The organism is Streptomyces sp. NPDC058198 (assembly GCF_042882605.1).
Taxonomy (GTDB): domain Bacteria; phylum Actinomycetota; class Actinomycetes; order Streptomycetales; family Streptomycetaceae; genus Streptomyces.
Genome location: NZ_JBHVVP010000001.1, coordinates 1,503,836 through 1,526,392, shown reverse-complemented (window position 1 = coordinate 1,526,392; position 22,557 = coordinate 1,503,836). Strand labels below are relative to the sequence as shown.

Below are 22,557 nucleotides of genomic sequence, written 5' to 3'. Positions count from 1 at the left end.
CGCCTGTGGCTGGGCGGAGACGGCGGCGCTCTACGCGGTCGTACTCAGTGATGTGCCCTTGACCTGGCCGCTGGGGTACAGGATGAGCGTGGCGACGGCGCCGAGCGCGAACACGGCGGCTGCCCACCCGTAGGCGGTGGCGTAGCCGTGGACGCCGGCTTCGGCGGGGACCTGCGGCGTGTGCCGTGGGTGATCGGTCAGGTAGGTGGTGACGGCGGTGGTTGCCATGGTGCTGAACAGGGCGGTCCCGACCGAGCCGCCGATTTGCTGCATGACGTTGACCGCTGCGGATGCCACTCCGGCATCGCGCTCGTTGACTCCGTAGGTGGGCAGGCTGATGGCGGGGGCGATGGCCGGACCGGTGCCGAGTCCGGCCAGCAGCAGGGGAGGCAGGACGTTGGCGGCGTAGGTGCTGTGGAGCCCGAGGGCGGTCATCCAGATCAGGCTCGGGCGTTGAGCCTTCACGAACGGAGCACCTGGCACGGGGCACTGGGTCGTCGGGTCCAAAAATGGCTCGCGGTGCGTCGTGAAGCGGGGCTATCGTGTGGCTCGTTCGGAGCGGGGCGGCAACGCGCCCGCGCCGAGACGTTGTTGGACCGTTGAGGAAGCGGGAGGTGAGGACATTGATGACTGTCGTGGTGCTGGGCGCTGCCCGGACTCAGAAGTTCATCGTTCCCACCCCTGTGGTCTCCGGCTGACGTTTCTCCGTATTTCCGCGCCTGTGTGCGTGTGCCGGGGCCGCCCTTGTGAAGGGTTCCCCCTTGTCTTTCTCTTCCGCCTCTTCTGAGGTTTCGTCCGCGTCGCATCCGCTCGTCCCGTACGGCTGGGACGAAGGCTGGGACGCGGAGTTCGCTCCGTACGCCGCGCGGGGACTGCTGCCCGGCCGTGTCGTGCGGGTGGACCGCGGGCAGTGCGATGTCGTTACCGCCGGCGGGGTCGTGCGCGCCGATACGGCGTTCGTGACGCCGCACGATCCGCTGCGGGTGATCTGCACCGGCGACTGGGCGGCCGTCGACCCCGGCGGCGATCCGCGGTTCGTCCGGGAGTATCTGCCGCGGCGTACCGCCTTCGTACGGTCCACCTCCTCCACCCGGTCCGAGGGGCAGATCCTCGCGGCCAATGCCGACCACGCGCTCATCGCGGTCTCGCTCGCCGTCGAACTCGACCTGGGCCGGATCGAGCGCTTTCTCGCTCTCGGCTGGGAGAGCGGCGCCCTGCCGCTCATCGTGCTCACCAAGAGCGATCTGGTGGGCGACCCCGCCGTACTCGCCCATCTCGTCGAGGACGTCAGGACCACCGCGCCCGGCGTGCAGGTGCTGGCCGTCAGCGCGGCGACGGGGGAGGGGATCGAGGTGCTCTCCGCTGTTCTGTCGGGCGGTACGAGCGTGCTGCTCGGCGTCTCCGGTGCGGGGAAGTCGACCCTCGCCAACGCGCTGCTCGGGGATGACGTGATGGAGGTGCAGGCCATCCGTGATGTCGACGGCAAGGGGCGGCACACCACCACGACCCGCAATCTCCTCGCCATGCCGGGCGGTGGCGTGCTCATCGACACCCCCGGGCTGCGGGGCGTCGGGCTGTGGGACGCGGAGGTGGGTGTCGGGCAGGTGTTCTCGGAGATCGCGGGGCTTGCCGAGGGGTGCCGCTTCCACGACTGCGCCCATGTGGCGGAGCCGGGCTGCGCCGTGCTCGCCGCGGTGGAGGACGGCGCGCTTCCCGTGCGCCGGCTGGAGAGCTACCGCAAACTGCTGCGGGAGAACCAGCGCATCGTCGCCAAGACCGACGCCCGGCTGCGGGGCGAGATCCGGCGTGACTGGAAGCGCAAGGGCGCGGAGGGCCGTGCGGCCATGGAGGCCAAGCGGGGCCGGATCCGGTAGCGGCCCCGGAAGGCGACGTCCGAAACCCGCGAGTGCGGCCGGCCCGGCGGCCGCACACTGGGTCGTGTGATGGATGAGGAGACCCGGTACGAAGCGGTCACCAGCCGCGACGCGCGGTTCGACGGCGCGTTCTTCTTCGCTGTCGAGACCACCGGCATCTACTGCCGGCCGAGCTGTCCCGCGGTGACCCCGAAGCGGAAGAACGTACGGTTCTACCCGACCGCGGCCGCCGCCCAGGGCAACGGCTTCCGCGCCTGCCGACGGTGCAGGCCGGACGCCGTCCCCGGGTCGGCCGAGTGGAACGTACGCGCCGATGTCGTCGGCCGCGCGATGCGGATGATCGGCGACGGGATCGTGGACCGGGAGGGGGTGCCGGGGCTGGCCGTACGGCTCGGCTACAGCACCCGCCAGGTGCAGCGCCAGCTCAACGCCGAGCTGGGCGCCGGGCCCGTCGCCCTCGCCCGTGCCCAGCGGGCGCACACGGCCCGGGTGCTGCTCCAGACCACCGGGCTGCCGGTCACGGAGATCGCGTTCGCGGCGGGGTTCGCGAGCGTGCGCCAGTTCAACGACACGATCCGCCAGATCTACGCCCGTACGCCGAGCGAGCTGCGGAGCGAGCCGGGCAGCGGGGTGAGCGTGCCGGCCACGGCGTCCGCCACGGACCCGGCGTCCGCCGCCGGGGCGCCGGCCCTCGCCGGGATCCCGCTGCGCCTCGCCTACCGCGGACCGTACGCGGCCGGCGATGTCTTCGACCTCCTCGCCAGGGAAGCGGTCCCGCGGGTCGAGGAGGTGACCGGCGGATCCGGCGACCGCACCTACCGGCGTACGCTGCGGTTGCCGCACGGCCCCGGCGTCGTCGCGGTCGACGAGGCACGTCCGGCCGGCGTCGCCCCGGCCCGGAGCGGCTGGCTGGAGGCGCGGATCCATCTCACCGATCTGCGCGACCTCACCACCGCCGTACAGCGGCTGCGCCGCCTCTTCGACCTCGACGCCGACCCGTACGCCGTCGACGAACGGCTGGGCGCCGATCCACGGCTCGCCCCGCTCGTCGCGGCCCGCCCGGGACTGCGGTCGCCGGGCGCCGCGGATCCTGAGGAGTACGCGCTGCGGGCGCTCGTCGGGTACGAGGCGGCCGGCCGGCTCGTCGAGCGGTACGGGGAGCCGGTGACGTACCCGGGCGGCGGGCTCACGCGGCTGTTCCCCGCGCCGGCGGCGCTGCGTGCCGATCCGGTCGCGGGCCCGCTCGCGGCCGCGCTCGCCGACGGCGCCGTACGGCTCGATCCCGGAGCCGACCGGGACGAGGCCGGACACGCGCTCCTGGCCGTGCCCGGCATCACGCCCGGGACCGCCGCGCTGATCCGGATGCGGGCGCTCGGCGATCCCGATGTGGCGCCGGAGGATGCGGGGGACGAGGAGGCGTGGCGGCCCTGGCGGTCGTACGCGACGAACCACCTGCGGGCGGAGCGAGCCGCTGCCGGACGAGTCTCCGCCGGACGCGTCACCGCCGTGTGAAGCCGTCGCCGCGTGAAGCCCCGACGTAACCGCCGCGGTACCGCGCCCGTACCGCCGCCGCACCGCGCCCGTACCGCCGTCGGACCGTGCGCCGGCCGGGCCGTACGCTCAGCTCCAGATCGCCGCTCCCAGCCAGGTGCCGACCACCAGCAGGCACGCGAACAGCTCCACCAGCAGCGAGCAGCCCGCCGTGCGCATGACCGTACGGGTCGAGGCCCAGCCGGCCCGGTGGCCGCCGAGCCGTTCCCGCTCGGCGCCGTAGATCCCCCCGACGAATCCCACGATCCCGCCCACCACCGGAAGCACGAAGAACCCCACGATCCCGGACACCCCGCCCACCAGCAGGGTGCGTCGCGTGGCCCCGGTCCTGCTCGTGCGGCGGGACGGCAGCAGCGGTCTGAGCGCCTGGTTCAGCAGCAGCAGGACCGTCGCGCCGATCAGTACGCCCCAGGCCAGGTGGGTGGTGTCCGACAGCGCCCACCACAGCACGCCGGCCCAGACGATCGCCTGACCCGGCACCCCCGGGACCAGCACGCCGAACAGACCGAGCAGGAGGACAAGGCCCACCAGCACGAGCTGCCACACGTCCATCTGCCCAGCGTGCAGGATTCGGCTCATTCCCGCAGGTCGCGAGCCACCCAGCCCCTTTCGTAGGCATGCCAGCCGAGCTGCAGCCGGGTCGTCACCCCGCTCAGCTCCATCAGCCCCTTCACCCGCCGCTGTACGGTCCGCAGCCCCAGGTCCAGCTGTTTGGCGACGCTCGCGTCGGTCATCCCGGCGAGCAGCAGCGACAGGACCTCCAGGTCGGTGGGGTCAGGGCCGGGCAGCCGCTCCTCCGCGACCGCGCCGCTCGTACCGAGCCGCAGCGGCAGCCCCTCCCGCCACACCGCCTCGAAGAGCCCCATCAGTGACTCCAGCAGCCCGCTGGCGTGCACGACGAGCACCGCGGGCTCGGCCCCGATGCCCGTCAGCGGCACCATCGCCAGAGCGCGGTCCGCGACCACCAGCTTCGTCGGCACCCGCTCGATCACGCGGACATGCTCGCCCCGGCCGAGCGCCGTGGACAGCTCGACGATCCCGGCGGGCAGCGAGAGCACCTCGCGCTCTATCACCACCCGGTAGGTGACTCCGCGCGCCGCCGCGCGTTCCTCCGCCTCGTTGTCGACGCCCGTGACCGCGACGGGCTTCCCGGTGACCAGGGCGCAGACCTCCTCGGTCGCGCCCAGCTGGAGCTGGTGGAAGCGGTGGGCGACCGCGCTCGCGCCCGTCACCACCTCGACCAGGTCGTGCACGGCCGGCTCGGCGGCCTCCGCGCGGTACTCCTCGGCGAGCAGCACCGCAGCCAGCTCGGCCTGTTCCAGTTCATGACGGTGCTGGGTGAGCAGCGCGCCCAGCGCGACGGCGGGCGGAGCGGCGACCCACCGCCCGGTACGGGACGAGGACTGCGCGGCCAGGCCCTGCCGCTCCAGCCGGCGCAGGGCCCGTTCGGTGTCCGACTCCGGAATCGCCAGCCGGTGGGCCAGATCCGCGACCTCCGCGGCGCCGATCGCCACCAGCGCGCGATACGCGGACTCCTGTCTCGCGTCGAGACCTATCGCTCCCAGCACCCCTGAACCCCTCCCTGGACGCCTTGCGCGCCCTCCCCGGACGCACAGATTCCGCCGCGGCCCGTGGCGGAAACAAGCCACGGCGTAAACCCGCCGCTTACATCATCCCTGCACAACCCGTCCCTCTGCCAAGGTGGCGCCATCACAGCAGCGACACACCCCGGTCATATGCCCCCTGAGTATCCAGGGCCTGGTGGTGCCCGGGAGAGTGGTGCGGCCGGCTTCACGCCGGCGTATCCGGCCCGCGCTGAACCTGTGAACGTTCGCCGGGCGTCCTTCCCGTGGGGGGTGGGGCCGCCCGGCGGACTCACCCCCCACCGGCGATCGGGGTGCCGCGGTCCCACGTTTTCCGGACGACCCGTTTTCGCACCCCCGGCGCGGTCGACAATAGAGGCATGAGTCAGCAGGGGGAGCGGCCGACCGCCGACGACTGGTGGAACCGGCTGTACGACGAGTCCGCGCCGGACACCGGTCCGGCCGCGGCGGCGGGGGACACGCTCGACGACCGCTTCGATTCGGCGGCGGACGCGGTGGGGACGCCGGACGCGGAGGGGGCGGCCGCGGCGGGCGGTGTGCCCATGGGCCCGGAGTCCGCGCCCCCGGCGCAGCGGCCGCGCGCCTGGTGGGAGCAGGCGCCACCGGCCGAGGCGCCTCCCGTACCGCCGCGTCAGCGGGCGCCCTGGGAGCCGCCGGGTCCTTACGCCCCGAGTGACGCGAGACCCCTGCCGGGGTCCGTGCCCACGCCCCTGTCGGAACGTCAGGATCCGCGCCAGGCACAGCCGAAGCCCGAGCCGGCCGCACCGCCGAGCCCGACGGCACCGACGTCACCGATGGCAGCGACGTCACCGATGGAACCGCCGAGCCCGGCCGCACCGACGGCACCGGCCGTACCGAGCGCGCCGGACGTCCCGCCCCCCGGTCGCTCCCGGCACAGTCCGCCGCGACCCACGACCACCCCACGGCCCGGCGACACCCGGCCGCAGCCGACCGCACCACCCCGCTCCGAGGGGTCTCCCGAGAACGCCCCCGCCACGCGGCCCTCGCCCCCCGATCCCCGCCGCCACGAGCCGGCGTCATCGCCCGCGCGGCCGGCGCCGCCGGTCCGTGAGCCCGGCCGGCACCGCAGTCCGGGGCCACCGGTCCCGCCCGTATCCCCGGCCGCTCCGGGTCCGTGGCGCGCGGAGCCGTTCTCCATACCCGCGCCCCCCATATCCCCGTCCCGCGCCGCTGTCAGCCACCTCGGGGCCGAGCCGCCCCCTTACGATCCCGAGCCCACCGCACTGCCTCCCGCCCACGCCGACCGCCTGGACGAGGTCGTCGCCGACACCGTTCTCGACGGGGCGCGCTACGGGACGTACTCGCTGCGGGCCGTGTCCGTACGGGGGGACTCCGCGCGGTATCGCGGTGAGCCCCGGCGCGACGCCCTGCTCACCGCCCGGTTCGGGCACGGCGCCGGGGCCCTCGTGCTCGTCGCCGTCGCCAGTGGGGCGCCCGCCGCCGACGGGGCTCACCGCGCCGCGGCCGACGCCTGTCACTGGATCGGCGGCGCGGTCGGGCGCCATCACAGCCGGCTCTCCGAGGACATCAGGGCCGGCCGCAGGGACGACCTCAAGTCCGGTCTGCACCGGCTCACCGACCGCGGTTTCGGCAGGCTCCGCGCCCGCGCCGCCGAGCTCGGGAGGCAGCCGGAGCAGTACACCGCGAGCCTGCGCTGTCTGCTGCTCTCCGCCGACCCGGAGTGCCGCAACCGGGTGTTCTTCGGGGTCGGCGGCGGTGGCCTCTTCCGGCTCAGGGACGGCACCTGGGAGGACCTGGAGCCGAGCGTCCGCCCGCCCGGCGCCCTGACGGGCGAGCCCCTCGCCGGCCTCGGATCCCAGCCCGCCGAGACCGTCGGGGGCGACCGGCTCACCATGGATCTGGGGATCACGACGGCCCACTCCCCGTACGGGGAGAGCCCGCTTCCGCCGCCGCCCGAGCCGTTCCGGTTCCGGGCCTCGATGGCCCGGCCGGGTGACACGCTGCTGCTGTGCAGCACCGGTCTCGCCGAGCCGATGCGCGGCGAGGCGGCCCTCGCCAAGGAGCTGGCCGAGCGCTGGGGGACCATGGATCCGCCGGGTTTGGCCGAGTATTTCGCGGACACCCAGCTCAGGGTGAAGGGGTACGCCGACGACCGTACGGCGGTCGGCGTCTGGGAGGCGTAACCGTGCCCGGCATGGGTTGATGGACACCGGAGACCCGACCCGGCCGGGTCACGACAGGCCACGGCCCGTCGCCCGGGGCCCCACCCATGACCAGAAAGGGTGCTCTTCCATGGCCAAGCAGAACGTGGCGGAACAGTTCGTCGACCTCCTCGCCAGGGCCGGAGTCAAGCGGCTGTACGGAGTCGTCGGTGACAGCCTCAACCCCGTCGTCGACGCCATCCGCCGCAATGCCGCCATCGACTGGGTCCAGGTCAGGCACGAGGAGACCGCCGCCTTCGCGGCCGGCGCCGAGGCCCAGATCACCGGCAAGCTCGCCGCCTGCGCGGGCTCCTGCGGCCCGGGCAATCTGCACCTGATCAACGGCCTGTACGACGCCCACCGCTCCATGGCCCCCGTCCTCGCCCTCGCCTCCCACATTCCGTCCAGCGAGATCGGCCTCGGCTACTTCCAGGAGACCCACCCCGAGCAGCTGTTCCGCGAGTGCAGCCACTACTGCGAGATGATCTCCAACCCCCAGCAGATGCCCCGGCTGGTCCAGACGGCGATCCAGCACGCCGTCGGCCAGGGCGGGGTCAGCGTGGTCACCCTGCCCGGGGACATCGCCTCCGCGCCGGCCCCCGAGAAGGCGGAGGAGCACGCACTCGTCACCTCCCGGCCGTCCGTACGCCCCGCTGACGCGGAGATCGACAAGCTCGCCCGCATGATCGACGAGGCGGAACGGGTCACCCTGTTCTGCGGCAGCGGCACGGCCGGTGCGCACACCGAGGTGATGGAGTTCGCCGAACGGATCAAGTCTCCGATCGGGCATGCCCTGCGCGGCAAGGAATGGATCCAGTACGACAACCCGTACGACGTCGGCATGAGCGGGCTCCTCGGGTACGGCGCCGCCTACGAGGCCACCCACGAGTGCGATCTGCTGATCCTGCTCGGCACGGACTTCCCGTACAACGCCTTCCTCCCCGACGACGTGCGGATCGTCCAGGTGGACATCAGGCCGGAGCGCCTCGGCCGCCGCTCCAAGCTGGACCTCGCCATCTGGGGCGATGTCCGCGAGACCCTGACCTGTCTGACGCCACGGGTACGGGCCAAGACGGACCGCCGCTTCCTCGACAAGATGCTCAAGAAGCACGCCGACGCGCTGGAGGGCGTGGTCAAGGCGTACACCCGCAAGGTCGAGAAGCACACGCCGATCCACCCCGAGTACGTCGCCTCCGTCATGGACGAACTCGCCGACGACGACGCCGTGTTCACCGTCGACACCGGCATGTGCAATGTCTGGGCGGCCCGTTATCTCTCGCCGAACGGACGCCGTCGTGTCATCGGCTCGTTCAGCCACGGCTCGATGGCCAACGCGCTGCCGCAGGCCATCGGGGCCCAGTTCGTCGACCGGAACCGCCAGGTCATCTCGATGTCGGGCGACGGCGGATTCTCCATGCTGATGGGCGACTTCCTCACCCTCGTGCAGCACGACCTGCCGGTGAAGATCGTCCTTTTCAACAACTCCTCGCTGGGCATGGTCGAGCTGGAGATGATGGTGGCCGGGCTGCCGGCGTACGGCACGACCAACCACAACCCCGACTTCGCCGCCATCGCCCGCGCGGCCGGCGCCTACGGGGTACGGGTGGAGAAGCCCAGGGATCTCGCGGGCGCGCTCAAGGACGCCTTCAAGCACAAGGGCCCCGCCCTGGTGGATGTGGTCACCGACCCGAACGCGCTCTCCATCCCGCCGAAGATCAAGGCCGACATGGTGACAGGGTTCGCGCTCTCGGCCAGCAAGATCGTGCTGGACGGCGGGGTGGGCCGCATGGTGCAGATGGCACGCTCCAACCTGCGGAACATGCCCCGGCCCTGACCCCGCCCGAACCCCGCCGCCCTCGCTCATCCCCTCACGCCGGGCCGCTCACACCGGGCCGCTCACGCGGGGGTGAGCCGCAGCGTCAGGATCTGGAACGGCCGCAGCCGCAGCCGCAGCCCCTTCTCGCCCGGCTCGGCGTCGTGCAGCGGCCGTTCCAGCAGATCGGTCACGCGCGCGCCGGTCACCGGGAAGCCGATGCGCAGCGTCGCCTCCGCCCGGCCGCCGGCCGACTCGTAGAGCCGTACGACGACATCGCCGCTGCGGTCCTCCGCGAGCTTGACCGCCTCCACGGTCACCGCCGGGTTATCGACATCGACCAGCGGCGGCTGCTCCGGAGCCGCCGCCACGCGCAACGGCAGATTGAGCGCCAGACCCTCCTGGACGGTCTCCTCCTGCGTACCGCCGGGCAGCAGCGCGTAGCGGAAGCGGTGCGTGCCGAGGTCGGTCTCCGGGTCGGGGCTGTGCGGGGCGCGCAGCAGCGTCAGCCGTACGGTCGTGCCGAGCCCGTCCGGATGCGCCGCCCGGGTCACCTCGTGCCCGTACGTCGAGTCGTTGAGCACCGCGACCCCGTAGCCGGGCTCGGCGACCCGCAGCCAGCGATGGGCGCAGATCTCGAACCGGGCCGCGTCCCAGCCGGTGTTGTCGTGCGTCGCCCGGTGCACATGGCCGAACTGGACCTCGGAGGTGGACCGTTCGGCGTGGACATCGAGCGGGAAGGCGGCCTTGAGGACCTTCTCCGACTCCTGCCAGTCGACATCGGTGACGACATCGATACGAGAGCTGTCGGCGGTGAGCCGGATCTCCTGCACGATCCGCGACGCCCCGAACGTACGCACCACCCGCACCGCCGCCCGCAGCGGTCCCTCCTCGATCAGTTCGACGGACTCGGCCGCGGTGAGATCGGTGTGCTTGCGCCGGTAGTGCCGGTCGATGTCCCAGGCGTCCCACTGATTGGGATGGTCGGGGTGCAGTTGCAGCAGATTGCCCCGGCTGCCGGGTGCCAGCACCTCACGGTCGGCCATGAGATCGCGTACGGAGGCCAGCAGCCCGTCCGCGTCGATCACGACCTTCAGCCGCTGATTGCGCAGGGTGATGGTCCCGTCGTCCGAGGACGCCGACACGGGGGACGGGGCGAGCGAGGTGAACGTGCCCGGCGCCAGCGCCCGGACCAGGGCCGGAGCCAGTACGCTGCCGTCGGCCAGCGGCTGCACCCCGACCCCCTCCGCCACGTCCGAGGCGTCGGCCGCGACGACATCACGACGGGCGAACGGGGCCGCGTTCCACACCCCCACGGCGGCGCCGCCGAGCACCGCCACCGCGTCCGCGATGATGCCCTCCAGCTCCTCGCGCACCGCCTCGTAGGTGGCGCGGGCCTCGCGGTGCACCCAGGCGATCGACGAGCCGGGCAGGATGTCATGGAACTGGTGCAGCAGCACCGTCTTCCAGATCCGGTCCAGCTCCTCGTACGGATACGCGTAGGAAGCCGACCGCAGCGCCGCGGCCGTCGCCCACAACTCGGCCTCCCGCAGCAGATGTTCACTGCGCCGGTTGCCCTGCTTGGTCTTCGCCTGGGTGGTGTACGTCGCCCGGTGCAGCTCCAGATACAGCTCACCGGACCAGACCGGGGCCTTGTCGCCGTACTCCGCCTCGGCCGCGGCGAAGAAGGCGGAGGGCTTCTCGATCTCGACCGTGGGCGAGCCTTCCAGGGACTTCAGCCGCCGTGCCTTCTCCAGCATCTCCCGGGTGGGGCCGCCGCCGCCGTCGCCCCAGCCGAACGGCACCAGTGAAGTCGACGCCCGCCCCTTCTCGGCGAAGTTCTTTTCGGCGTGCGCGAGTTCGGAGGCGAGGAACTGGGCGTTGTACGTGTCGACCGGCGGGAAGTGGGTGAAGACCCGGGTGCCGTCGATGCCCTCCCACCAGAAGGTGTGGTGCGGCATCTTGTTGGTCTGGTTCCAGGAGAGCTTCTGTGTGAGGAACCACTTCACCCCGGCGAGCTTCGCCAGCTGCGGGAAGGCCGCCGTATAACCGAAGGAGTCCGGCAGCCAGATCTCCTCCGTCTCGATGCCCAGCTCCTCCAGGAAGAAGCGCTTTCCGTGCACGATCTGCCGGGCCAGCGCCTCACCGCCGGGCATATTGGCGTCCGACTCCACCCACATCGAGCCGACCGGCGCCCAGTTGCCGTCCGCCACGGCCTTCTTGATCCGCTCCCAGATGTGCGGCTGGTGGTCCCTGACCCAGGCGTACTGCTGGGCCTGTGAGCAGGCGAAGACCAGCTCCGGGTAGTCCGCGGCGAGCGCCGTGACATTGGCGAAGGTCCGGGACGCCTTCCGTACGGTCTCGCGCAGCGGCCACAGCCAGGCCGAGTCGATATGGGCGTGGCCGGCCGCCGAGATCCGGTGCGCGCTCGGGGACGCGGGCCGGGACAGCACCTCGGCCAGCTCACCCCGGGCGGCGGCCGCCGTGCCCGCCACATCGTGCAGATCGAGCGCGTCCAGCATGCTCTCCAGGGCGCGCAGGATCTCGTGGCGCCGGGAGCGGTCCGCCGGCAGCTCGCGCATCAGCTCCGAGAGCACCTCGATGTCCAGGACGAGATGCCAGACCTCCTCGTCCAGGACGGCCAGGTCGGCGGCGGCGAAGCGGTACAGCGGGCTGTCTCCCGCGGTCAGTACGTCCCCGAGGAAGGTCGGCACGAAGTCGTGCGCGACGGCGGGGTTGGCGGCCGCCTCCAGCAGCAGGTGGACCGGCTCGCCGCCGGCCGCGGGCGCGCCCACCGGGATGTGCCGGTTGCGCGGGTGGATGCCCTTGATCGGGATGCCCGCCGCGTCGTACACCAGCCCTTCGGCCTGGAAGCCGGGCCCGTCGCCGGTGAATCCGGGGTCGATGACCGCTTCGACCCGGCGGCCCGCCCACGCGTCGGGGACGACGCCCTCCAGCCGGAACCAGCTGGTGGACCAGGGCGCGCCCCATTCCGTACCGGTCACGAACGGTTCGTAAGTGCCCTGCAGTGCCTGCCCGACCGGCACCGGCTCGCCCGGTGCGTGCCAGACGGAGAGCGTGAGCGGCTCCCGGGCCGCGTACTGCGCGGGACGGATGAACTGGCGCAGAGCGCGCTCCAGGCGCCCTTCCACCAGGGTGCGGTCGTCGTGCATCGGGACTCCTCGGGATCGGCTCGCCCGCCACCCCTGACGCGGCGGTCAGCATTTCGCTCCCCCCTCACTTCCCCGGACGGGCCTCGCGCACCCCCGCTCATGTGGTGATGAGGTGACGAACGGCATGCGTGGCGTATCCGGGGTGGGGCATGCATCTTGTGTACGCGTTCGAGAACAGGAGTCGTGACCGGTACGGGCGGGGGCAAAGGTGATGACAGGGCTACGGCGCAGAGTGGGCGGCACCGATCTGGCGGCGGTCCCGGAAGTGCGGCACGCCTTGCGGGAGATGCTGCGGCACTGGCAGGAGCGGGACTCCGCGGAAGTGGCGGAGCTGCTCATGAGCGAGCTGGTCACCAACGCGCTGGTCCACACGGAGAGCGGCGCGGTGGTCACGGCGACCGTCGCGGACTCCCGGCTGCGCGTGGAGGTACGGGACTTCGTCAGCGCGCTGCCCGCGCCGCCCGAGCCGCACCGGCCGGTCCCGGACGAGGCCACGCACGGCAGGGGACTGGCGCTGGTGCGAAGTCTCGCGGACGACTGGGGGATCCGGGCGCGGCCGCTGGGCAAGCTGGTCTGGTTCGAGCTGGACGGCGCTGTGGCGTAACCGGCCTGACGGCGGGTCGGGCGCCGGCGCGACGGGCCTCACATACGCCGGACCGGTGTGACGGTCTTCCGTCACACCGGTCCGATGTGTTCTGTGTACTGGGGTCGGACTCAGCCGAACTGACGCTCCAGATCGGTGAGTTTCTTCTCCAGGGAGTCGAGTCGTGGCAGTGCCTGCGTGTCGTCCTCCGCGGTGAGGTCCACCGTGCGGGCCTCACCGCCGACGGGCTGAAGGGAGAGCCGGGACCGATGAGTCAGCTGTGCCTGCTCTGGAGCAGGCTCCGCTGCGGCCTCGACGGCCGCCGGAGAGCTCCCCGCACCGCTCATGGCGGGCAGGGCGACCTGGCGGCCACCACGGCCCCGGCCCCAGGCGCGGTGCTGGCGGTTGAGCGCCTTGATCTGCGCCCGGTCCAGCTTCTCCTGGTCCCGCCTGCGGTGGCGGGCCTGCTCCTTCTGCCGCCGGTCGTCGCGCACCTCGTCGACCGCCTCGTCCAGCGTCCTGACACCTTCGAGCAGCATCAGGGACCAGGCGGCGAAGGTCTCGCGGGGTGCGCGCAGCCACCGTACGATCCGGATCTGCGGCAGCGGACGCGGCACCAGACCCTGCTCGCGCAGCGCCGCCCTGCGGGTCTGCTTCAGCGCGCGGTCGAACAGGACCGCGGCCGAGAGGGACATGCCCGCGAAGAAGTGCGGAGCGCCGTCGTGGCCGAGACCCCTGGGCGCGTGCACCCAGTTGAACCAGGCGGCGGCACCGGCGAACGTCCACACCAGCAGGCGCGAACCGAGGGCCGCGTCGCCGTGGCTGGCCTCGCGTACGGCGAGCACCGAGCAGAACATCGCCGCGCCGTCGAGACCGAACGGGACGAGATACTCCCAGCCACCACTGAGGCTGAGGTTTTCCTGGCCGAAGCCGACCAGGCCTTTGAACGAGAGCGCGGCGGCGACCGCGGCACAGCAGAAGAGAAGTGCGTAGGAGGCGGCGCCGTAGATCGTTTCCTTACGTCTGCGGCGCTCCTCGCTGCGTTCCCAGGAATCTTCGGCCGCGGCCTTGTCACCTGCGCGCTTGCCGCGCGCGAGTACTGCCACCGCCACCAGGATTCCGACGAGCAGCACGCCGACGGGAAGCAACCAATTCAACGATATATCGGTCAGTCGCATGCGGTGTTCCTTGCATCGCAGTAGGGCGTTTTGGGCGCCATATTGGCGGAAGTGCAGTGCCCCTCAAGGGGTTTCGAGACATGACAACGCCAACGAGGCGTAGAGGCACGCAAATAGGCGCGGTCGGTTAGAACTGCCGCGCGCCAAGCGGCTGTCATGTTCGATTAATACCACCCTAGCGGGTGGCGTGGGATCCTTGATGACGCGGGGTCAGGTGCCCGCGCTCAGCTTCCGGACCCGGTCGGCGTCGCACGTACGCGGGCAGGTGACACACGTGTCCTCGGGGCGCAGCGTGTAGTAGAGACAGCAGCTGGCCCGGTCCCTGGTCGACAGCGTTTCGCCGGCCGGGCCGGTCAGCTCGCGGAAGCCCGCCGTACCGACATACGGCTTGGCCGTGCCCGGCAGCAGCCGCTCCAGCTCCGCCATCCCGCGCCGCTCCTCGCCCAGCAGATGCGCGACGTACCAGAGTCCCTCGACGATCTCGTCGGTCGCCATGCCCCACAGCGCCCGCCGGCCGCGCCGCATCCGCGGCGCGAAGCCTTCGAGGACCGGTCCGAGATGCTCGGCGACGGCCGTCCGCACCTCGGCGCGCAGGGCCTCCTCGTCCGGTACGACCCGGGCGCCCGGCAGCGTCGCGGCGGGGTCGGCCGGCAGACAGGCGAAGTCCGTGGCGCGGACGGTCATCCGGCCCAGCTCCCGCTGGAAGGAGACGTCCTCGACGGGTACGCGGGGCACCCGGCGGTGCAGGAACCAGGGCACGGTGATCAGCAGACAGGCCGGCCAGGCATAGCGGTGCAGCGCGAAGCTGGCGACCACGTCCGGGCGGGCCTGCTGTCCGTGGTCCCGCCGCACCTGGGCTTCGTCCCAGGCGAGGAACGCGTCGAGGTCCGGGCCGCCCGCCGCAAGGCCGGCCGCGCTCACCCAGCCGCCGCCGACCGGAGCCCGCTCACCGTCGGTGAGCAGATCGACGCGTAGCGCGGGAAACACCTCGGCCAGACGGGCGTACGCGGCCGTCACGGGCGAGGTGAGGAGGCTGGGCAGCACTGCGGGCAGGGTCATGCGGGACCACCGAATCGCGATCGTTTGGAGGTAAGCCTTACCTTACCCGATATGAACGATGTTTGAACTGCGGCGCCCTCGGCCTATCGTGCACATGAGGATCCGGCCGCGCGGGCCGGGCGACCCGACCGGACGGCGGAGGTGGACCGAGGTGGAGCAGGGCAGAGCGCGTGAATCCGCCGCGCGGTGGCCGTACGCGCCCGGGCCGCCGGCGGCAGGACCGTACAGGGCCGCGCCGCCCGCTTCCGAACTGCCCGAGCAGGCGCGTGGAGAGCACACCCACGGAGAGGGGCCCGGGCCCCGGCCCGTACGCCGTCATTCCGTGCGCGGGCAGATCCTCGACGCCCTGCGCCACGCGCTCGTCAGCGGGGACCTGGTCCCCGGCGAGGTCTACTCGGCCCCCGCGCTCGGCGAACGCTTCGGGGTCTCCGCCACTCCGGTACGCGAGGCCATGCAGCGGCTCACGCAGGAGGGCGCGGTGGAGGTCGTCCCGAACCGCGGCTTCCGCGTCACCGCGCGCAGCGCCCACGAACTGGCCGAACTGGCCGAGGTGCGGGCCCTGATCGAGGTGCCGGTGATGCTGCGGCTGGCCCGTACCGTCCCGGCGCAACGCTGGGCGGAACTTCGCCTGTTGGCGGACGCGACAGCCGCGGCCGCCGTGGTCGGGGACCGCGCCGGATACGCGGACTGCGACCGTGCCTTCCACCGGGCGGTGCTCTCCCTCTCCGGCAACCAGCAACTGGTCATGGTCGCCGACGAGTTGCACCGCCGGTCCCAGTGGCCGCTGGTCAGCGCCCCGGCGCCGCGCCGCGCCGACCTGGTCGCGGACGCGGCGGAACACTCGGCGCTGCTGGACGCCCTGATCGCGCGGGACCTGCCGGTGGTGCAGTCGCTGGTGCGGGAACACTTCACGGGAGCGGCCGGCTGAGGCCCCGGCCCCGGCCGGCCACGCGCCGACGGAGCCGAGAGCCTCAACCGGCCAGGACCTCAACCGGTCAGGACCTCAGCGGGCCCGTGCGGCCTCGGCTGCGGCCACCGCGGCCGTCAGCAGTTCCGCGTCGAGCAGGGTGGCGTCCGCGAGGCGGTTGGCGCCGGAGTACGCGTTCATCATGGCCTTGGCGGTCCGCAGCGCCGCGGGGGACCTGCGCACCAGCGGCCTGGTCCACTGGGTGATCGCGCTGTCCAACTCCTCCTCGGGGACCACCTTGTGAAGGATGGACAGCTCGACCGCCTTCGCGGCGTCGAAGTTGTTGGCGGTCAGTATCAGCTCGCGGATCCTGGCGGCGCCCGTCTCGTTGATCAGCCGCGGCAGGATCCCTCCCCACGCGGGAGGCACGCCGAGACCGAGCTCCGGCAGCCGGAAGCGGCAGTTGTCCGCCCCGGCCCGCAGATCACAGAGGACCGCGAGCCCCAGACCCGCCCCGACCACCCCGCCGTGCAGCCGCGCGATGGTGACCGCGTCGGTGGTCGCGAGGGCGTCGCACACCCGCCGCGCCTTGTTACCGAGGGCCCGGAGGCTCGCCCCGCCGGGGTCCGCGGCGAGCAGGGGAGCGAATTCCCCGCGGTCTCCGCCCAGACAGAAGTCGGCCCCCGCGCCGGAGAGGATCAGCACCCGGACCCCGGATTCGTCCAGGGCGTCGAGTACGGACAGGAGTTCATCAAGAAGCAGCCCGGAGATGGCATTTCCCGTCTCAGGACTGCTCAACTGCACCTTCAGTACGGCCCCTTCCTGTATGACGCGAAGGGCCTTGAAGTCTTCCACCATGCTGATCCTTGAATGTGTGTGCTGTGCTTCCCGGTTCATACGTCGGGCCTCGTGCCGGGCCGGAGCGTCAGGAATTGACTACCTGGAGTGTCATGAGGCGCCGGAAAGCGACGCGAGGCGCCCAGATCGGCGCACTGCTGACACGCAGTTCGGGCAGCCGCCGCAGCAGCGAGGTCAAGAGGGACGTGGCTTCCAGCCGGGCCAGTGGCGCGCCGAGGCAGTAGTGGATTCCGCCGCCGAAGCTGAGAGGCGCGGCCTTGCGGCGAATGTCGAAGATATCGGGATCGGCGTGCCGCTCCGGGTCGTGATGCGCGGCGCCGACCATGAGCTGCACCATCTGGCCCTGCTGCACGCGTACTCCGGCGAGGTCGGTGTCCTCGGCGGCGATCCGGCTGATCATGTGGATCGGGGTGTCGTAGCGCAGTACTTCCTCGATGGCACCGGGTATGTGCTGGGGGTGCGTGCGCAGCCACTCCCGCTGGCGCGGGTGCTCCAGGATCAGCCAGGCCATGGTGGCCAGCAGGGTCGCCGTGGTCTCCAGCGCGGCCAGGACCACGAAGAGCGCGAGGGAGTAGACGGCCTCGTCGGCCACGTCCTGGTCGGGTTCGAGTTCGTCCCAGGTCCGGATCCAGGCCGAGACCGGGTCGTCTCCGGGCGCCCGGCGGCGCTCCCGTACGAGTTCGGTGAAGTACTCGTTCAGCCGGTGGGCCGCGGCGTCGGACAGCGCCAGCTGGCTCGGAGAGGGGAACAACTCCTGCGTGAATACCTGGTCGTGGGTGAGCGACCGGAGCAGAGGATAATCGGCGGGCGGCACTCCGAGCCACTCGCCGATCGTAATCACGGGCAATTCTTCGCTGACCAGCGAGGCGAAATCAGCCTCGCCGTCACGCAATTCTTCGGTGAGTCGGTCAAGTAGCCGCTCGGTTGTTCTGTCGACCGAATTCCTCATTTTATCCAGAGATTTTCGGTCGAACATATTCCCTACTGACCGCCGCATTCGCGTATGGTGCGGCGGATTGAGCATGGGCAAGGTTCTGCCCATTTCAAGTGAGGCGGGGGCGCTCCAGCGTGTTTCATCGTCCTGCTGGGTACGCCACTCGCTGCTGGGCACCTGCCAGGACCGGTTCCTCAGTACCTGGTCGCACAGGCTGTAGGAGTTCACCAGGTGCCCACCCCACGGAGCCGGAATGATATCCCCCATCGCCCTGAGCTCTGTGTAGTAAGGCAATGGATTCGACTGACCGCCCGATGTACGCAGGCGAGAGAATAGCGAAACCACAGAGCGTCGGTCGACGGATGGGGTAGCCAGGGTTGGCTCCACAGCGATTCCTTCTTTCGGGAGATCACATAGATTCGCTAACCCTGTCTACCCTTACGGTTGAACGTTCATTCGACCGTAAAACATCCCTAATTGTTGCGCATGTCACACCTTCCACCAGGTCAGGAATCCACTCCACCAGCTACCCTTCTGCGATCCGCCCTGGTGGCCCTGGACCGGGGCATTTCCGACAGGACGGCCACTCGTCGGATAGGGCGTGGATTCCCGGTTTTCCTTGCGTACCGGGGTGAACCGGGCGGGCAGCGAGTTGAGCGCCCGGTGGAACGGTCCTGGCCGCCAGGTCAGACTGTCGGCGGGTACACCCAGCTCGATGTCCGGCAGGCTGTTGAGAAGCTTCTCGATGGCCAGGACGGAGATCAGCAGGGCGGGATCCTTGGCCGGGCAGGCGTGCGGCCCCGCGCCCCAGGCGAGATGGGCCCGCTTGCTGAGCGTCTGACGGCTCATGGACAGACCCGGGTCGGTGTTGGCCGCCGCGAAGCTGATGACGACGGGATCGCCGGCGTCCAGCTTGCTGCCGGAGAGGTCCACGTCGTACACGGGGTAGTGCACGGCGTAGTTGGCGATCGGCGGGCTGTTCCACAGCACGTCGTTGATGGCGTCCTCGACCAGCAGACCGGCCGAGTGCTGGCCCCCCGCGTACTTGTCGTCGGACAGCAGCAGCCGCAGCGCGCTGGCGATGACGTTCTGCATGGGCTCGGTGCCCGCGCCGATGAGGGTGACCAGCTGGTGGATCATCTCCTCGTCGGACAGCCGCGCCTGATGCTGCATCAGCCACGAGGTGATGTCCTCGCCGGGCTTGGCGCGCTTCAGCGCGACCAGTTCGAGCAGCGCCTCGGTCAGGACCTCGTTCGCCTTCTCCGCGTCGACGCCGTCGAAGAGGCTGGAGATGCCGAAGACCAGCCGGTCGCCGATCTCGGCGGGGCAGCCCATGAGGTCGTTGAAGACCAGCAGCGGCACCAACTGGGCGTAGTCGGAAACCAGGTCGGCCTTGCCGCGGCCGCTGAACTGGTTGATGAGGTACGCGGAGACGCGGTCGGTGTGCCGGCTCACCCGGTGCGTGTCGATCCGGGACAGGGACTCCGTCACCGCCTGACGCAGCCTCAGGTGGTCCGCGCCGTCCGAGAACAGCGTGTTCGGCCGGTACGCCATCATCGGCACGACCGGGCTGTCCATGGGCACCCGGCCCTCGTTCAGGGCACGCCAGCGGCGCGAGTCGCGCGCGAAGGTGTCGGGGTTCTGCAGCACATGGAGCGCCGCCGCGTAGTCGGTGACCAGCGAGGCTTCCACACCGGGAGCCAGCTCGACGGGCGCGGCGGGGCCGTACTGCCGCAGGTGCTCGTAGAAGGCCTCCGGGTTGGCGGCGAAGTCGAGCCCGTGCAGGGGGACGCTCTTGCCGCTGTTGTGAGCAGGGCAGCCGGGTGGCGGAGCCTGGAATTCCGAGTGAGATTGCATACCAAACTCCTAGTTGAGACGCGACTGGAGATAACGGACAAGAGCGATGAGTGCGTTCGCCGACGAACGCTGGTCACGTGCGTCGCAGATGACGAGGGGCGTCTCGGGAAGCAGGTCGAGAGCCTCCCGAATCTCATCGTCCGAGTGGTTCGGCATCCCGTCGAATCTATTGACGGCTATGGTGTAGGGAATCCCGTAGTGCTCGACCAGGTCCATCACGGGGAAGGACTCCTCGAGGCGCTGCGGGTCGACCAGCACCAACGCGCCGAGCGCTCCCCGGGACATGTCCTCCCACACCTGAACGAAGCGCTGCTGCCCGGGTGTTCCGAAGAGGTAGAGGACCAGCTGCTCACTGAGCGTGAGACGGCCGAAGTCCATGGCCACCGTCGTCGTGGTCTTTCCGGTGGTGTTCTTGAGGTCGTCGATTCCCTCGCCCGCCTGCGTCATTACCTCTTCGGTACGCAGCGGCGGGATTTCGGACATAGTCCCGATGAACGTCGTCTTGCCCACGGCGAAATGCCCGACCACAAGGATCTTCGCCGCGGTCTGCACCGAATTGCGCAGATAGACGCCGTCATCCAAAGCGGGCTTGAAGGCCATTCAGCACCTCCTCGAGTATTTGCCTGTCGACAAGCTTCGCGGGAGGTATGGGCGCGCGCGTGAAGAGATACCCGGCCTCCGTGAGATCGGACAGGAGGATCTTGATGATGCCCACGGGCAGACCCGTGTGCCCGGCTATCTCGGCAACCGCAAGATAACCGCCGCCACACAGCTCCAGAACGCGGCGCTTCTCAGGATCGAGATGTTCCGTTTTCGGACCGTCGGTGGACGCTGTGACCAGCGTGATCAGTGAGAAGTCGTTGTCATTCAGCAGGCTGCGACCGTTCGTTATGACGTACGGTCGCACTAATGGGGCGGTTTCCTGCTCCGGCTCTGGCTCGTCTGATGTCGTCATGCCTTGGTATCAGCAATCTCGCGAGGGGGACTGGTCAGGGCTTTTCCGAGCTGGCCGACGAGCTGCTGCATACGGAAGGTGATCTCTGCCATGTCGACGTCGGGCGTCGCCGAAACGGCGAGGTAGGCCCCTTCGCCGGCGGAGATGAGGAAAACCCATCCGTGGTCGAACTCGACCAGCGTTTGACGCCACTGCGGCCGGCCGTTCGGCCCGCCGCAGAAGTCGGCCACCGTGCGGCTCAGCGACTGCATACCGCTCATCGCGGCGGCGACGGTGTCGGCGTGGTCCTTGCCGACGTCTTTCGAGCGGGCCATGAGGAGACCGTCGGCGGAGACGAGAATCGCGTGACGTGCTTCGGGCACTTCCAGAGCACTGTCAAGCATCCATGACAGATCGTAATTCACTGAGTCTCATGCCCTTCGCTGCGTGCATTGGTGGAACGACGGCCCGATTGCGTCCCCCGCTGGAACGCGCCCATGACGGAAGCGGCCTGTTCGCTGGAACGAGCCGGGGGCTCCGCGTTTTCGGCCGCGGGCACGATGGAGATCGCGCCGCGCCGGCGCCGCTTCGGCAGACCACCGAACGTGGTCGAGGGAGCCGCCGCGTTCTCTGAACCACCGAACGTGGTCGAGGGAGCCGCCGCGTTCTCTTCGGGCGGCATCGGGGAGGACGCGGCCACAGTGGGAATCTCCTCGGGCTCGGGCTCGGGCGCGGGCATGGTGGTGAGGAGCTCCTCGGGAAGGAGCACGACGGCACGCACGCCACCGTAGGGAGAAGTGGAGTCCACGGAGACGGTGAAGCCGTAGCGGGCGGCGAGCACACCGATCACGGTGAATCCGAACTGCGGCGGATTGCCGAGCCCCGAGACGCCGGGCGAACGCTCGCTCGACAGGAGCTTGGCGGCCCGGGCCTTCTCTTCCTCGTTCATGCCCACACCGGCGTCGTCGACGATGATGCAGACGCCCTTGGGCACGGGCCGGATGTTGATCTCGATCACGGTTTCCGGCGCCGAGTAACTGGTGGCGTTGTCCAGCAGTTCGGCGAGCGTGAGCGCGACCGGTTCGACAGCACGGCTGACGATGGCGAAGTTGCTCTGCGCCCGGATCTCGACGCGCGTGAAGTGGCGGATACGGCCCTTCGCGCTGCGGACCACGTCGTAGAGCGAGGCGGCGGCGCGCTGGCGGCCGAGCCATCCGTCGCAGAGCACGGCGATGGACTGGGCGCGCCGCGCGAACTGCGAATTCATGTGGTCGATGTCCAGGAGGTCCTGGAGAATCTGGAGTTCTCCGTACTTGTCCTGAATCTTGGTAATGGCCAGCTGCTGCTCGCTCGCGAGACCCTGGAGCGTACGCATGGCGGCCTTCAGGGCGTTTTTGGTATCTTCTTCCGCCCTGTCCTTGGCCTCTTCCACGGCCTCCGCGTAATGGTCTTCCAGTCTGGCGTAGTGAGCCTTGAGCTCTTCCTTCTCCTTCCGCAGCTCGGCGATCGACTTTCTACCGCGAATGATCGCGGTTGCGGCGACAGGAGTACCAGCGATCAAACCCCAAAGCGCTGGGTCCTGAAAGTATTGAGTCATAAGGCTCTCTTCGGGCGACTGGGCCACCAGGTACTGAATGTCTGGAGGGTGCGTTCGGGTGCGTTCGCGATCACAGACATACGGGATCGGCCGCGCACGCTCGCCTGCCGGACTGCCTTCATAGGCCCGGCTAATGGCATAGTTCTCCCCGGGGTGGCGGATTTCTGGGCCGATGCGCTGACTTTCCCTTTATGCCATAGCGGGTTTAGCACCGCTTGGCAAGCGTGGCGATCTTATCATCACGCCAAGGGCGGGTGTCCGGGTCGGTCTGTTCCGTTTCTGGCATCTGACGGAAATTCAGCAAGGCTCCCCATTTGGGGTTGTTGGAGACCGGCGCGGGCCGGTCGGGGACCGCCCCGCGCCGGAGCTTTTGCCCGAATTCAGGATTGATCGTCCCTTCTGGTCCGACGGCGATTGCTCACCCCCTGTGAGTCCACGGGTACGGGCGTCGG

At 70.3% G+C, this 22,557-nt stretch carries 19 protein-coding genes; 6 read left to right on the top strand and 13 right to left on the bottom strand.

The annotated features are described in order from the left end of the window. Window positions 1–30: 30 nt before the first annotated feature. The gene (locus tag ACFVWW_RS06745) at window positions 31–435 is read right to left on the bottom strand and encodes a hypothetical protein (protein ID WP_386876301.1); all 405 of its coding nucleotides are present in this window, start codon (window positions 433–435) and stop codon (window positions 31–33) included. Between the two features lie 326 nt (window positions 436–761). On the opposite strand from ACFVWW_RS06745, the gene rsgA reads away from it, so the two are divergent. Beyond that, window positions 762–1,874 carry a ribosome small subunit-dependent GTPase A gene (gene rsgA, locus ACFVWW_RS06740; protein ID WP_386876299.1) on the top strand — a complete coding sequence of 371 codons (1,113 nt, stop codon included), beginning with the start codon at window positions 762–764 and terminating at the stop codon, window positions 1,872–1,874. A gap of 69 nt (window positions 1,875–1,943) precedes the next feature. Continuing rightward, on the top strand, window positions 1,944–3,386 hold the full coding sequence (locus ACFVWW_RS06735) for a bifunctional transcriptional activator/DNA repair enzyme AdaA (RefSeq protein ID WP_386876297.1): 1,443 nt from the start codon (window positions 1,944–1,946) through the stop codon (window positions 3,384–3,386). A 108-nt stretch (window positions 3,387–3,494) separates the two neighbouring features. On the opposite strand, the gene ACFVWW_RS06730 is transcribed toward ACFVWW_RS06735, so the two are convergent. Beyond that, window positions 3,495–3,977: a DUF456 domain-containing protein gene (locus tag ACFVWW_RS06730; protein ID WP_384329239.1), complete on the bottom strand. Its 483-nt coding sequence runs from the start codon at window positions 3,975–3,977 to the stop codon at window positions 3,495–3,497. 23 nt (window positions 3,978–4,000) lie between these two features. Beyond that, entirely contained in the window at window positions 4,001–4,993 is a 993-nt protein-coding gene (locus tag ACFVWW_RS06725; RefSeq protein WP_384329236.1) for a helix-turn-helix domain-containing protein, read from the bottom strand. A 395-nt stretch (window positions 4,994–5,388) separates the two neighbouring features. On the opposite strand from ACFVWW_RS06725, the gene ACFVWW_RS06720 reads away from it, so the two are divergent. Beyond that, window positions 5,389–7,194, top strand: coding sequence for a protein phosphatase 2C domain-containing protein (locus ACFVWW_RS06720; RefSeq protein WP_386876295.1), 1,806 nt, complete (start codon window positions 5,389–5,391; stop codon window positions 7,192–7,194). A 109-nt stretch (window positions 7,195–7,303) separates the two neighbouring features. Continuing rightward, entirely contained in the window at window positions 7,304–9,046 is a 1,743-nt protein-coding gene (locus ACFVWW_RS06715) for a pyruvate dehydrogenase (RefSeq protein WP_384329230.1), read from the top strand. Window positions 9,047–9,108: 62 nt separating this feature from the next. On the opposite strand, the gene ACFVWW_RS06710 is transcribed toward ACFVWW_RS06715, so the two are convergent. After that, complete coding sequence (locus ACFVWW_RS06710; protein ID WP_386876292.1) at window positions 9,109–12,198, bottom strand: alpha-mannosidase; 3,090 nt, start codon at window positions 12,196–12,198, stop codon at window positions 9,109–9,111. A gap of 211 nt (window positions 12,199–12,409) precedes the next feature. On the opposite strand from ACFVWW_RS06710, the gene ACFVWW_RS06705 reads away from it, so the two are divergent. Beyond that, window positions 12,410–12,802: an ATP-binding protein gene (locus tag ACFVWW_RS06705; RefSeq protein WP_384187036.1), complete on the top strand. Its 393-nt coding sequence runs from the start codon at window positions 12,410–12,412 to the stop codon at window positions 12,800–12,802. A gap of 110 nt (window positions 12,803–12,912) precedes the next feature. Here ACFVWW_RS06705 and ACFVWW_RS06700 read toward each other — a convergent pair whose 3' ends face one another. After that, entirely contained in the window at window positions 12,913–13,959 is a 1,047-nt protein-coding gene (locus tag ACFVWW_RS06700; RefSeq protein WP_384329224.1) for a DUF2637 domain-containing protein, read from the bottom strand. A 210-nt stretch (window positions 13,960–14,169) separates the two neighbouring features. Then, on the bottom strand, window positions 14,170–15,018 hold the full coding sequence (locus ACFVWW_RS06695; protein ID WP_384187031.1) for a (2Fe-2S)-binding protein: 849 nt from the start codon (window positions 15,016–15,018) through the stop codon (window positions 14,170–14,172). Window positions 15,019–15,169: 151 nt separating this feature from the next. Here ACFVWW_RS06695 and ACFVWW_RS06690 point away from each other — a divergent pair, with 151 nt between their 5' ends. After that, window positions 15,170–15,946 (top strand): GntR family transcriptional regulator, encoded by a 777-nt coding sequence (locus tag ACFVWW_RS06690; RefSeq protein ID WP_384187028.1) that lies wholly within the window; start codon window positions 15,170–15,172, stop codon window positions 15,944–15,946. Window positions 15,947–16,021: 75 nt separating this feature from the next. Here the strand turns inward: ACFVWW_RS06690 and ACFVWW_RS06685 are convergent, their stop codons facing one another. The 7 genes from ACFVWW_RS06685 to ACFVWW_RS06655 all read right to left on the bottom strand — a co-directional run bounded on the left by ACFVWW_RS06685 (window position 16,022) and on the right by ACFVWW_RS06655 (window position 22,105). Next, window positions 16,022–16,783 carry an enoyl-CoA hydratase/isomerase family protein gene (locus ACFVWW_RS06685; protein ID WP_384187026.1) on the bottom strand — a complete coding sequence of 254 codons (762 nt, stop codon included), beginning with the start codon at window positions 16,781–16,783 and terminating at the stop codon, window positions 16,022–16,024. 67 nt (window positions 16,784–16,850) lie between these two features. Then, the gene (locus tag ACFVWW_RS06680; protein ID WP_384187024.1) at window positions 16,851–18,104 is read right to left on the bottom strand and encodes a cytochrome P450; all 1,254 of its coding nucleotides are present in this window, start codon (window positions 18,102–18,104) and stop codon (window positions 16,851–16,853) included. A 102-nt stretch (window positions 18,105–18,206) separates the two neighbouring features. Continuing rightward, window positions 18,207–19,574: a cytochrome P450 gene (locus ACFVWW_RS06675; RefSeq protein ID WP_384187021.1), complete on the bottom strand. Its 1,368-nt coding sequence runs from the start codon at window positions 19,572–19,574 to the stop codon at window positions 18,207–18,209. Between the two features lie 9 nt (window positions 19,575–19,583). Next, the gene (locus ACFVWW_RS06670) at window positions 19,584–20,174 is read right to left on the bottom strand and encodes an ATP/GTP-binding protein (protein WP_384187018.1); all 591 of its coding nucleotides are present in this window, start codon (window positions 20,172–20,174) and stop codon (window positions 19,584–19,586) included. Next, window positions 20,149–20,529: a DUF742 domain-containing protein gene (locus tag ACFVWW_RS06665; RefSeq protein ID WP_384187015.1), complete on the bottom strand. Its 381-nt coding sequence runs from the start codon at window positions 20,527–20,529 to the stop codon at window positions 20,149–20,151. The genes ACFVWW_RS06670 and ACFVWW_RS06665 overlap by 26 nt, the downstream gene beginning before the upstream one ends. Beyond that, window positions 20,526–20,933 (bottom strand): roadblock/LC7 domain-containing protein, encoded by a 408-nt coding sequence (locus ACFVWW_RS06660; RefSeq protein WP_384187012.1) that lies wholly within the window; start codon window positions 20,931–20,933, stop codon window positions 20,526–20,528. The genes ACFVWW_RS06665 and ACFVWW_RS06660 overlap by 4 nt, the downstream gene beginning before the upstream one ends. Then, window positions 20,930–22,105 (bottom strand): ATP-binding protein, encoded by a 1,176-nt coding sequence (locus tag ACFVWW_RS06655; RefSeq protein ID WP_384187009.1) that lies wholly within the window; start codon window positions 22,103–22,105, stop codon window positions 20,930–20,932. Before ACFVWW_RS06655 ends, ACFVWW_RS06660 begins: the two co-directional genes overlap by 4 nt. Window positions 22,106–22,557 lie beyond the last annotated feature (452 nt).

Bases quoted from the DNA above. Each gene is read 5' to 3' on its own strand.
- ACFVWW_RS06735 (WP_386876297.1), top strand. From the start codon at position 1,944: ATGGATGAGGAGACCCGGTACGAAGCGGTCACCAGCCGCGACGCGCGG.
- ACFVWW_RS06710 (WP_386876292.1), bottom strand. From the start codon at position 12,198: ATGCACGACGACCGCACCCTGGTGGAAGGGCGCCTGGAGCGCGCTCTG.
- ACFVWW_RS06695 (WP_384187031.1), bottom strand. From the start codon at position 15,018: ATGACCCTGCCCGCAGTGCTGCCCAGCCTCCTCACCTCGCCCGTGACG.
- ACFVWW_RS06720 (WP_386876295.1), top strand. From the start codon at position 5,389: ATGAGTCAGCAGGGGGAGCGGCCGACCGCCGACGACTGGTGGAACCGG.
- ACFVWW_RS06730 (WP_384329239.1), bottom strand. From the start codon at position 3,977: ATGGACGTGTGGCAGCTCGTGCTGGTGGGCCTTGTCCTCCTGCTCGGT.
- ACFVWW_RS06685 (WP_384187026.1), bottom strand. From the start codon at position 16,783: ATGGTGGAAGACTTCAAGGCCCTTCGCGTCATACAGGAAGGGGCCGTA.
- ACFVWW_RS06700 (WP_384329224.1), bottom strand. From the start codon at position 13,959: ATGCGACTGACCGATATATCGTTGAATTGGTTGCTTCCCGTCGGCGTG.
- ACFVWW_RS06705 (WP_384187036.1), top strand. From the start codon at position 12,410: ATGACAGGGCTACGGCGCAGAGTGGGCGGCACCGATCTGGCGGCGGTC.
- ACFVWW_RS06670 (WP_384187018.1), bottom strand. From the start codon at position 20,174: ATGGCCTTCAAGCCCGCTTTGGATGACGGCGTCTATCTGCGCAATTCG.
- ACFVWW_RS06745 (WP_386876301.1), bottom strand. From the start codon at position 435: ATGACCGCCCTCGGGCTCCACAGCACCTACGCCGCCAACGTCCTGCCT.
- ACFVWW_RS06715 (WP_384329230.1), top strand. From the start codon at position 7,304: ATGGCCAAGCAGAACGTGGCGGAACAGTTCGTCGACCTCCTCGCCAGG.
- ACFVWW_RS06675 (WP_384187021.1), bottom strand. From the start codon at position 19,574: ATGCAATCTCACTCGGAATTCCAGGCTCCGCCACCCGGCTGCCCTGCT.
- ACFVWW_RS06665 (WP_384187015.1), bottom strand. From the start codon at position 20,529: ATGACGACATCAGACGAGCCAGAGCCGGAGCAGGAAACCGCCCCATTA.
- ACFVWW_RS06655 (WP_384187009.1), bottom strand. From the start codon at position 22,105: ATGACTCAATACTTTCAGGACCCAGCGCTTTGGGGTTTGATCGCTGGT.